Here is an 11128-nt window from a genome sequence, read left to right on the forward strand (position 1 = left end):
GGAGTCTTTTCTGAAGCATCAGGCCCGCAGGGCAGTCTGTTCCTGTTCCGCAAACACGTCTGTGGAATAGGTGCCGGTTGCCAGAATGGTGACGGAGAGAACGCCGAAATGGAGCGGCGCCCGATTGCCCAGTGGGATGAGGGCATTGCCGGTTGTCCAGCGGCAGTGTGCCTTCTCGGGTTCTGCCCAGCCATCGAGGGGCTGATTTTCCATATGGGCTTCGAGATCGACTGTGGACCCGGAATCGAAGAACACGATATCCCCGACCAGAACGCCACGGACACGGCGGTCATCAACGAACGGCCCGATCATGTCGCATGGACGCGATGTGCGGGACATGAGCCTGACTGAACTGATGCCTGGCGGGATCATGAACAGGGTCCGGTCCTTTGTCTGTCGCATTGGATAGATGACCTGCCCATCTGATGCGACAAGGTGCAGATCGGGATCGTTCGTGGTTTGGGGCGTGTGAGCGCTGTCGGTTGCCGGCTCATGCTGCTGGCAGTCGGTGTGAGTGTATGCACGGGCCTCGATCTGCCGATACAGGGGTTCAACAACAGCCCGGCTGACTTCGAGGGGCGCTGCAGCATCCGCCCAGCTCTTGTGCTGGCCACCGATGGAAAGGATTTTTCCGTCCTGCCGGAACGTGTGCCGGTTGCCTGTATCGAGATAGCTTTCGGTCAGCATTCCGTCGGCCATGATGACGGAATGGTCCTTGGTCTCGACATGGAAGTATTCATAGGAGGTCAGGGAACGGTCGTAGAAGATCGATTTGCCGTTGACCAGCATTCTGGCGGGGATGAAGCATCCGTCCATGAACAGGCAGTGCTCTGCTGTGATCAGCATGTCCTTGTGAGGGACATTGTCTGCAATGGCATTGGCGAGAATACGGATGGGATAGCCAGCCTGGTCATCCGGAAGGGCCGGGTTGGTGGTGGCCTGCCGACGGCCGGTCCAGATGAGTTTGCGGGCTGTGGGAGCGCCCTCGTGCCATGCCAGGATTTCGTCACCTGTGCGGAGATCCTGGATCGGTGTTTCACCGGATGGCGTACGGATCATGGAGTCAGCAAGGAAGCAGACACCAACATAGGTGTTGCCCTTGGAATAGGTGATGCTGAGTGGGTTATTGCTCGAGCTCAGGGCATTATAGGTGCCGGCCTTGAGTGTAACGCCACTGGCAAGTGTTACGGTATAGGTCGCGATCTGAGTATTGTTGTTGCCACCAAACAGCGTAATGGTGCGCGCCGATCCGGTGCCGGAAATTGTATACCCGCTGATTGAGGTAACTGTATTCTGCAGCTCGATCGTGTCTTTGGCTGGATTGTAGTTGGTGATGCTTGTTCCGCTCAGGTTGATGAGCGTTCCGCCACCATTCAGGACCAGTGTGCCACCGCCATTCCCGAAGCTGATTGTAGAGCCTGTCAGGACGCTGGCGAGATTGGAGCCGGAAACATAGGTTCCGCCTTCACTGATGTTGATTGTGGAGCCCTGCAGCGCGCTGGCAACAAGTCCACTGGAAAAACTCAGCTGGCCGCCAATAACATTCAGCGTCAGTCCCGAGACTGCACTGACGCCCAGAGAAACAGTCGTGTCGCCGCCAATATAGAAATTAACGGAACTCAGGGCATTCAGAAGAATATTGATGTCACCGGTTGATCCGGGAACGCTGACATAAGTCCCGCTCAGAAGACTTGCAAGAACATTTACTGAGCTATCCCCAGTAATGATGTTTCCTGTTGGGACATTTGAAAGAGTCTGGAGGGTGCTGCCTGAACTATCCTGTATGATTACAGTGCTTGTGAGGCCCAGGAAACCATTCTGCGTGACGGTATAAGTAGCATCAGCATCGCTATACGAAGTCATGCCAATTCCCCTGTGTTAGGATTGCACTAACATAATATCCTGCCTCTAAGATGTGATGTTCAGCATTTGGAAACAGGATGTAGTTACTTCGTACTTTGCGGCGATTCTAATCAATAAAAAATTAACTCAAATAGAAGTTACTCTAAGATTCATTTTGACTTGAAAGAATTTGATTGTTTTTGACAAACAGAATATTTCGATGCTGTTTGGGGTATTATTGCAATCTATAGGGGGCTTGATTGCAGGTTTGTTCCTGCTCTACTGCTCGGTCTAAATATTTGATTTATGGAAATTTTTTGACACAGACTTGCTAACGCAAAATTAACAGATATGCGACGTGTTTTGACGATATCTGTTGTTTTGCTGTGTGTGGGTTTTCTGAAATGCGGCGTAAAACGCTCAGGAATGGCGCAAAAACAGACCGCATTCATAACGATTAAATTAATTTTTAGAGAAGCTCGATTAACGCGATTCCAAGCGTAATGAGGATCAGCGCCGCCATAAGGACCAGAGCCAGACGTTTCTCGATGAAGTCACGGATCGGTTCGCCGAAGGTGCGGAGCAGGGCGGCTTCGAGGAAGAAGCGGGCCCCACGGGTGACGATGCTGGCCGCGATGAATGGTAGCAGGGAGAAGTGGGCGGCCCCGGCGGCGAGTGTGACGAATTTGTAGGGGAGTGGGGTCAGGCCCTTGGCGAGAATGATCCAGACGCCGTAATGGCGGAACATGGCTTCCAGATTCAGGATGCGCTGGTCGGCATGATAGAAATGGGCGATCGGCATGCCGACATGCTCCATCAGGAATGCGCCGAGGATCCAGCCGATCAGCCCGCCTCCGACGCTGGCCAGTGTGCAGACGAATGCCAGAAACCAGGCCCGTTCGCGGTTGGCGAGCAGCATGGGTACGAGCATCAGGTCTACGGGAAGCGGGAAGACGGACGCTTCCGCCATGGCCACGACGATCAGCCACCATACGGCGCGCGGAGAGGCAGCCAGTTCGGTCACGCGGTTGTAAAGCAGTGTCAGCATGGCGGTCGGGTATTCCTGTAAGAGCCTGGGTGCTGTCCTACCCGCCTTGTGGGCGCTTGAAAATCCGTAACCCGGCGTCATGTGTGTTTCGTCGGGGGAACGGGTTATAGGAAACGGAACCGTTCTTCCGGAGTGCTGCCGTTTCATGGACAAGACCCTTCCGCCGTTCCAGCGTTATTCCCTTGTGGCCAGGATGTTTCACTGGAGCATGGCGGCGATCATCATTCCGCTGTGGCTGCTGGGGTTTTATGTCGGTCGGATCATGCCGCACGCGGCGACGCCGCAGAAGGCGCTTCTGCTGCTGATCCATAAGGAGATCGGACCGTTCATCATTGTCCTCACGGTCCTGCGGCTTGTCTGGCGGGCGACGCATCGACCGCCCTCCATGTCATCGGATATTCCGGAAGAAGAGCGTCTGGCGGTTCAGGCCGGGCATTTCGGGCTGTATGCGATGATGCTGATCGTGCCGCTGACGGGATGGGTACGGAGTTCCGTTCATGGGTTGCCGATCCCGATGATGTGGGTCGTGAATCTGCCGCCACTGGCGCATAAGGCTCCGGTTTTCGTGCCGCTGGTGAATGTGCTGCACCAGTTCTCGTCATGGATTCTGGGCGTGCTGATTGCCGGGCATGTGATTGCGGCGCTGCTGCATCGTTATGGCCGCAGGGACAGGGTCATGGACCGGATGCTCTGAAAGCTCCCGTATTGAATTGCAAAACCGGTTCAGCCCACGGCGGCTTTCAGGCCCTGTCCGGCGGCGAGGGGGCATAGCGGCAGGCAGGCGAACAAGCACGCTCCCAGCAGATCCAGACTGGCGGCAGGCGATGTTGCAAGCTGCCCGGCATAGGAGGAGGCCGCGCCGAAAATCAGCACAGGGGTTGCGAGTGGCAGAACCAGCAGCGGCAGAAGCACGCCACCCCGCCGCGCACCCAGGACGATCGAAGCTGCCATGCCGCCGAGGAGCGAGAGGGACATCGTACCCATCGCAAGGCCGAGCAGCAGGAGCGGAAGTTCCGAGCCTTTGACGCCGAGCATGATACCGAGCGGGATACTGGCGATCAGCAGCGGCAGGCCGGTCGTCAGCCAGTGGGCCGCCATCTTGGCAAAGGCTACGGCGGCCGGAGCCGGGCCGGTCAGCATCAGCAGGTCGAGGGAGCCGTCCTCAAGTTCTGCTCCGAACAGCCGATCCAAAGGCAGGAGGCAGGCGAGCAGGGCACAGACCCAGATGATGCCCGGCCCCATATGGCGCAGCAGGTCGGGCGAGGGGCCGAGCGCAAGCGGGAACAGGCTGCCGCATAAGATAAAGAACAGCAGTGACGCCAGCGTGTCGGCGCCGAAGCGGAACGCCAGACGGAGGTCACGGTCAATCAGGGCAAGAAAAGCGGTCATGACAGCCAGAAGGACTCTACATGTGCGAGCGAGGGCAGCTCGTGCGAACGGGTGTTGTCGAGGGGAAGCGGAACATGCGTCGTGACGATCATGGCGCCCCCCTTGGCGCGATGGGCTGCCATGACGGCGCCGAGACGCTCGATACTGGCGACGTCCAGTCCGACGGTCGGCTCATCAAGCAGCCAGAGCGGCGCACCCGAGAGCATGACGCGGGCAAAAGCGGCGCGGCGTTTCTGCCCCGAGGACAGGAGGCGTGCTGGAAGATCGGTCAGATGGGTCAGGTCCAGCGCTTCAAGGGCGTCGGGCAGACTGTTGGTGCCGAGCTTTTCAGCCAGAGCCAGGTTCTGCGCCAGTGTCAGTCCGGGCTTGAGCGCATCCTGATGACCGAGCCAGGCCAGGTTGCCATAACGGATGACTTCCCCTGAATCGGGCCGGCGCAGACCGGAAATCGTGCGCAGAAGCGTGGATTTCCCGGCTCCGTTCGGGCCTGTCAGGATCATGGCATCCCCGGCATCCAGCGTCAGGGACACGCCATCAAGAACCAGCCGGTCCCCGCGGAACACCGTGACGTCCTCGACGTCGAGCAGTCGTCCGGGGACGGGGGGCGTGGGGAAGTCAGACGGGCTGGTCATCAAAGGGTCTCATGCGCGGGTTCGGTTCTGTCCCGGTGTGTGTCTTTCTGTTTTAGAGACCCTGCGGACGTGCTTCGCAAGGGCCGGGCTCCGGATGGGCGGAATATGATGATCGTATGAATTGTGCCGTGGCCTGTATTAAGGTCTCGATACACTGGCGCAGGTCCGTTATGAGGGCTGCGCGGTCATGTGATCGTGCATCTCTTTTTTCGAGGGTTTCCGGAACTGGCTGATCTGGTGCTGCAGGCGAGTGGTATCGCCAAGTCCTTTGGTGGGAACGAGGTTCTGAAGGGCCTGTCGCTCGACGTGGAGCGCGGCGAGCTGATCTCGATGATCGGGCCTTCGGGATGTGGCAAGTCCACGTTCCTGCGCTGCCTCAATTTTCTGGAACATCCGGATGCGGGCTCTGTCCGGATCGAGGATGTGATGGTCGCGTGCACGGGAAAGCACTGGAGCCGCGCCAATGAGGCTGAGGCCCATAAGCTGCGGTCACATGTTGGCATGGTGTTTCAGGCCTTTAACCTTTTTCCCCATCGCACGGTGCTGGACAACGTCATGATGGCGCCGATCCAGGTCAAGAAAATGTCGTGTGACGAGGCGCAGTCCATTGCCTGCGAACTTCTGGCGAAGGTCGGGCTTGCAGGTGTGAAGGACCGCTATCCGGACAGTCTTTCGGGTGGTCAGAAGCAGCGCGCGGCCATTGCGCGCGCTCTGGCGATGAAGCCGTCCGTAATGCTGTATGATGAACCGACATCCGCGCTCGACCCTGAGCTTTCCGAGGAAGTGCTGTCCGTAATGCGGGCGCTGGATGACGAGGGCATGACGCAGCTTGTGGTGACGCATGACATGCGTTTCGCGCGCGCGGCGTCGGACCGTGTTCTGTTTGTTGAAGGCGGGGAAATCGTCGAGAGCGGTGATCCGGACCTGATGTTCGCCAACCCCCAGGAGGGACGGACGCGCCGGTTCCTGCGGACGCTGCTGTGATGAAAAAACTTTTCGCACTCCTGCTGGCGCTTGCCATCAGTCCTGTTTCCGTCGCGCTGGCCGATGCACCTACTGCCTCACAGGACCTGCTCTGGGCATCGGATGGTGAGGCGAATGTGCCTTACGTCTTCCATGACCCGGCCCATGAATCCCAAATGACCGGTTTCGAGTACGAACTGGTCAACGAGATCGCCTCGCGGATGCACCGGCAGGCGAAGTTCATCCAGAATGACTGGGATGGGCTGATTCCCGGTCTGTCGCGCGGGCTGTACGGGATGGTGCTGGACGGCATCGAGATGACGCCGGAGCACAAGGCGGCCGTGCTGTTCTCGCGCCCCTATTATGTGACGAGCGAGCGCATCATCGTCCGGCATGACCAGAACGGTCTGGATACGATGGATGCCCTCAAGGGGCATACGGTCGGGACGATCAAGGATACGACGGCCGAGCGGATGCTGCGCCGCCAGGGTGGCTCGAACGTGCGGTCATATGAAGAAGAGACGAATGCGTTCTCGGATCTGCGCAACGGGCGTCTGGATGCAATCCTGCTCGATGCGCCGATTGCGCTGTATTATGGCAGCATCTCCCCGGATATGAAGCTCGTGGGCGAACCAATCGGCAGCATGGAATATGGGATCGCCTTCTCGCCGGAGAACCGCGCGCTGCGTGATCAGGTGGATGCGGCGCTGGGCGAGATCATTCAGGACGGGACGCTGCACCGCATTCTGGCGCGCTGGAGCCTGTGGACGCCGCTGATGGCGAACTACACAGGCGATAACAGCCAGCCGGACATCACACCGACGGAATGGGACCATTACCGGCAGGCCATGGCGAACACGACTGGCAGCGGCTGGCATGTTCTGGTCCGGCGTTATGTGAGTTTCCTGCCGCTGATCGGGCAGGCGGCGCTCATGACGCTGGCGGTGTCGGCGCTGGCCATGGTTCTGGCCGTGGCACTCGGGCTTCTGCTGGCGCTGGCCCGGCATTACGGTGCGGCTCCGCTGCGTTTCGTGGCGGGCGTGTATGTTGAGGTGGTGCGCGGAACGCCGCTGCTGATCCAAGTGCTGTTCATCTTCTATGGACTGCCAGCTTTCGGCATCCGTTTGTCGCCGTTCATGGCGGGCATGCTGTCTCTGGGCCTGAATTATGCGGCCTATGAGGCGGAAAATTATCGCGCCGGTCTGCTGTCCGTGCCCCGCGGGCAGATGGAAGCGGCGATTGCGCTGAACATGACGCACTGGCAGGCGCTGCGGCTCGTGATTGTGCCGCAGGCTTTCCGCACCGTCGTGCCGGTCATGACTAACGACTTCATTTCGCTGCTCAAGGACAGTTCCCTCGTCTCCGTCATCACGCTGACGGAACTGAGCCAGACCTATGTGCGGCTGTCCTCCACCTATTACGATTATTTCGGAACGGGGATCATGGTCGGCCTGGCCTACCTGCTGCTCGGGCTGCCGTTCGTGCGGCTGGCAAGGATGGCGGAACGGCGGCTGGGTCGTGGGTTTTCAGGAACCGGGCACCACTGAACAGGGTGCCCGGCGCGGTTTAGGCCGGACGGGGAGCGGAAGGGTCGTTGATCAGAGGCGGGACGAGAGTTGACGTGTCCAGCGTGCCGTCAAATCCCTGACGCAGGACGCGGGACCAGCCGATCATCCAGCGGTCCAGCGTGTCGATGAACTGGGCAGCGTCCGGGTTCTTGTGAACCGACGCCTTGTTCCAGTACTGCGGCGGGGCGAGCAACTGGCGTGAACCATGTTCGATCGGGGCGACGAGGGTTTCCACCGTTTCGATATGGGCAGTGTTCTTGCCGGCCACGGCCGCATGATACCAGCCGACATTGATCATCAGGCTCGGGATCGGGAAGCCGAGCGTGCGCATCCGGGAAAATGCGGCCGTGATGAACGGATCGGTGCTGACGCTCTGGTTTTCGAGGACGGCATTGCTGGTGTAGCTGCATTCCTGAGAGACACCGGGCTGTTCGGAAATATGGGCCGCGTAGTCGCGGTCATCATGGCATGGCGTTTCGAGCTGTTCGGCGAGTTCGGCCGGGACGGGCTGCTGCGTGGCGCGCACCACGATCACGCCGGAGACGACGCCGCGATCGGTGCGGGCCAGGATCTGCTGGGACAGTTCACCATGCGCGCCGCTCCGGGCGGTCAGGATCGGGTGCCAGTCACCCGCCGGAAGCGGGAGGGTGCGGCCGGCGATCATGATGCTTCCATGCTGGGCGATGCCCGGATCAGGGACGCCGATCTGGTCTCCTGCTCCGGGTGCGCCCCCCGGTCCGGCAGCAGTCTGGTCGGCCTGCTGCCCGGCTGACGGTGCTGCGCCAGGCAGGTGCCCCGGAAGCCACGGCATGGCTTTCTTGAGCGCCGGAGTGGGATAGAAGGCGGCCATACCGAGGGCGCCTACCGTTACGATCACGCTTGTGCGCCACAGGGGCGCGCGCCGCCAGAGCCGTCCGAATGCCGTCATGGGTCAGTGGCTCATCCGGCCGAGCTGGGTTTCGGTATCGTTTGCGATTTCGGTGATAACGGTGCCGTCCTCCTGCGTGACGAGACGGACGCGCTTCGCACCCTGCTGACGGGCGACAATGAGGCTTTCGCTGACCATGTCCTCGATGGAGCGGACAAGGTCACGTGCGCTGGCGCCGGTGCCGAGGTTCTTCTGCTTGACCATGACCTGGAACAGGACGCCGGCGTCGATGCCGCCGGTTTCGACATGCAGGCCGTAGCCTTCGATCATGGCTTCAATTTCGAGAGCTGCAACGCGGGCAAGATCCAGTCCGCGCAGGGGGCGGAAGACAAAGATGCGGTCCAGACGGTTCAGCACTTCGGGCGCGAAGCCGGATTTGCGCAGGGCCTCGACCGACTCGGCACGCATCTTTTCAGGTTCGTTGGCGAGGCGGTCGGCGATTTCGGTCAGGGCCTCGGTCGCGACATTGGACGTCAGCATGAAGATCGCGCGGGTGGTCGAAACCTGCTCGCCCGTGGAGGCTTCCGTGACATGGCCATCGTTCCAGGCGGTGAGGAACTTCTTGAAGACGTCCGGATGGGCTTTTTCGATTTCGTCGAGCAGGACCACGGCATCCGGCTTGTCCTTGAGGCCGCCGGTTAGCTTGCCGAAGGTGTCCGATCCCACATAACCCTTGGGTGAGCCAAAAAGCTGGGTTGCGGCATGGGCGCTGGACATCTGCGTCATGTCGAAATGCAGCAGGGGGCGTTCCATCTGTTTGGCCATCTGCTTGGCCAGATAGGTCTTGCCAGTGCCTGGAGGGCCGGCGAGCAGGAAGATGCCGACGGGCTTGCCGCGGACCTGAAGCGCCAGGCGGCGGCGCATCTGCTGGGCGATGTCTTCGCAGACCTGGTCCTGTCCGATGACACGGGCGCGCAGGGACGCGGCCAGTTCGTCGGCGTCGATGACGGTTTCGCGCTGTTCGCGGGCCATGAGCTCTTCAAGGGCTCCGCGGTTTGTCAGACGGCTGAGAACATCCATGATGAGACCTTTCCTGCGGCGCAGTCCGCGACGCGCCAGTTTTTCGGCTGACGTTTCATACGCCAGTCCCGTGACTGCCAGAAGTGCGCTGATGCCTGCCAGCGGAAGATAGAAACGCCGTCCCCATTCGATGGCGGCCCACAGCCCGTTCAGCGACAGGTGTAGCATGACCGCGACCTGAATCACGGCCAGAATGAGGAAGGCCGCCATCATCAGCGGCATGGCCCGGTTGAGCATGGGTACGAGAGACTTGAACACCGGGGCGGTTCCTTACTGGACGATCACGTTGAGCAGGACGCGCTGGTCAAGCGTCGTCAGGGCGGGCAGGGCCTGAGGGCCAAGTGCCGTCAGCGCGCCGATGGTCAGGGCCGGTGCGCGAGGCATGCTGACGGGAGCGATAAGGATCTGCCCGGCTTCGACGATGGGAATAACCAGATGCTGGAACTTGCCTGTCAGAATGACGCGCTGAGTCAGGCCCGAGACCGTAACATCGATTGTCTGTCCCACAGCGCCGGAAGCATCCAGCACCGGCATTTCCACCAGGCGCATCTTGCCGTCCTTGACTGCCGCAAGGATGCGGGCGCGGTCGGCAGGGCTGAAGCCGCTTTTGGCAAGGGCGGAAGGGGCTTTTGCGGGGGAGAGCATGGACAGCTGGACGGCGGCGGTCTGCGCGGCCGGAACGGCCGGGGTGTTCTGGGCCGGAGGGGCAATTGCCGGGGCAGGTGGTGTGGCCGTGTTGTGGGTATAGAAAAAGGCACCGGCCCCGACCGTCAGGGCCGCGATCAGTCCGCCTCCGCCCCACAGCGCCCGGCTTCTGGACGCGGGTTCGGATGGCAGGGGCTGCGGGCGCGGCTCTGGACGGGGCTCTGGCTGGACAGTCATTTCGAAACCATCTCACTCCCGACGGCGTCCAAAGACAAGGGCTTTCGCGGCATGGGAATGTAAACAAATCTTTCGACTCGCCCAATGAATAAGAGCTTCCGGATCAAAGGGATTTGCGTTCCTCTTGCGTCTGGTGGGGAGGTGACTTACATAGGGCATATTCCATTCATCTTCCGCTCATTTGGGGGGTGGCCCTGACGGGCCGCCTTTTTTGTCTTGTCTCAGCAGAACGCCTCTTCCGACATCGAACTGCCCCATCTCACGGGGCTGGAAGCCCGCATTGCGGAGCGGATTGCGCCGACGCTCGCCGATCTGGGCTATGAGCTCGTGCGTCTGTCCGTGCTGGGACGTGATACCCCAACGATCCAGATCATGGCGGACCGTGCGAACGGCTCCCTGATCTCGGTGGAAGACTGCGAACAGATCAGCCACGCCGTGGGTGCCATTCTGGACGTTGATGATCCGATCCCGGGTGCGTGGATGCTGGAGGTCTCGTCCTCGGGGATCGACCGGCCGCTGACGCGCGCCAAGGACTGGGAACGATTCGCCGGTCATCTGGCGAAGGCCGAACTGGATGTTCCGCTCAATGGCCGTCGTCGTTTCTCGGGTACCGTCATGGGGGCTCGCGACGGCAATGCCATCATCCGGCTGGATGATGGAAGCGAGGCGGTTCTGCCGCTGGTGGATATCCGCAAGGCCCGTCTGGTCCTGACGGATGCGCTGATCGAGGCGAGTGCGGCCCTTGCAGGGCTGGACTCCGAAGGGGAAGATGGCGGGGAAGCGCGCCAGGCGCCCAAACTGAATCCGAAGAAGCCGGGAAAGAAGTGATGACCCGTCTCATGCTGGCTGGAGGTCC

General features: G+C 60.5%; 11 protein-coding genes. 4 read left to right on the plus strand and 7 right to left on the minus strand.

Annotated features, from left to right (window positions below):
• Positions 1–18: 18 nt before the first annotated feature.
• Both GRO01_RS01275 and GRO01_RS01280 read right to left on the minus strand, forming a co-directional pair.
• Complete coding sequence (locus GRO01_RS01275) at positions 19–1863, minus strand: Hint domain-containing protein (protein WP_062508489.1); 1845 nt, start codon at positions 1861–1863, stop codon at positions 19–21.
• Positions 1864–2311: 448 nt separating this feature from the next.
• Positions 2312–2890, minus strand: coding sequence for a YqaA family protein (locus GRO01_RS01280; RefSeq protein ID WP_062508490.1), 579 nt, complete (start codon positions 2888–2890; stop codon positions 2312–2314).
• Positions 2891–3035: 145 nt separating this feature from the next.
• Here GRO01_RS01280 and GRO01_RS01285 point away from each other — a divergent pair, with 145 nt between their 5' ends.
• Entirely contained in the window at positions 3036–3584 is a 549-nt protein-coding gene (locus GRO01_RS01285; protein WP_062508491.1) for a cytochrome b, read from the plus strand.
• Between the two features lie 29 nt (positions 3585–3613).
• Here GRO01_RS01285 and ccmB read toward each other — a convergent pair whose 3' ends face one another.
• A complete protein-coding gene (ccmB, locus tag GRO01_RS01290; protein ID WP_011253095.1) occupies positions 3614–4279 on the minus strand; it encodes a heme exporter protein CcmB in 666 nt (221 codons plus the stop codon).
• Positions 4276–4911, minus strand: coding sequence for a heme ABC exporter ATP-binding protein CcmA (gene ccmA / locus GRO01_RS01295; RefSeq protein ID WP_052327539.1), 636 nt, complete (start codon positions 4909–4911; stop codon positions 4276–4278). Before ccmA ends, ccmB begins: the two co-directional genes overlap by 4 nt.
• 189 nt (positions 4912–5100) lie before the next feature.
• Between ccmA and GRO01_RS01300 the strand changes: the two genes are divergently transcribed.
• Complete coding sequence (locus GRO01_RS01300) at positions 5101–5895, plus strand: amino acid ABC transporter ATP-binding protein (protein ID WP_371857367.1); 795 nt, start codon at positions 5101–5103, stop codon at positions 5893–5895.
• Entirely contained in the window at positions 5895–7421 is a 1527-nt protein-coding gene (locus tag GRO01_RS01305) for an ABC transporter substrate-binding protein/permease (protein ID WP_062508525.1), read from the plus strand. The genes GRO01_RS01300 and GRO01_RS01305 overlap by 1 nt, the downstream gene beginning before the upstream one ends.
• Positions 7422–7440: 19 nt before the next feature.
• Here the strand turns inward: GRO01_RS01305 and GRO01_RS01310 are convergent, their stop codons facing one another.
• From GRO01_RS01310 to GRO01_RS01320, 3 genes are read right to left on the minus strand one after another with little or no spacing between them, the layout of a single operon-like run.
• Positions 7441–8370: a hypothetical protein gene (locus tag GRO01_RS01310; protein ID WP_062508492.1), complete on the minus strand. Its 930-nt coding sequence runs from the start codon at positions 8368–8370 to the stop codon at positions 7441–7443.
• 3 nt (positions 8371–8373) lie between these two features.
• A complete protein-coding gene (locus tag GRO01_RS01315; RefSeq protein WP_062508495.1) occupies positions 8374–9627 on the minus strand; it encodes an AAA family ATPase in 1254 nt (417 codons plus the stop codon).
• A gap of 33 nt (positions 9628–9660) precedes the next feature.
• Positions 9661–10272, minus strand: coding sequence for a hypothetical protein (locus GRO01_RS01320; protein ID WP_062508496.1), 612 nt, complete (start codon positions 10270–10272; stop codon positions 9661–9663).
• 216 nt (positions 10273–10488) lie between these two features.
• On the opposite strand from GRO01_RS01320, the gene rimP reads away from it, so the two are divergent.
• A complete protein-coding gene (gene rimP / locus GRO01_RS01325; protein WP_062508498.1) occupies positions 10489–11100 on the plus strand; it encodes a ribosome maturation factor RimP in 612 nt (203 codons plus the stop codon).
• Positions 11101–11128 lie beyond the last annotated feature (28 nt).

The sequence above is a fragment of the Gluconobacter roseus NBRC 3990 genome, from assembly GCF_006538885.1.
Taxonomy (GTDB): Bacteria; Pseudomonadota; Alphaproteobacteria; order Acetobacterales; family Acetobacteraceae; genus Gluconobacter; species Gluconobacter roseus.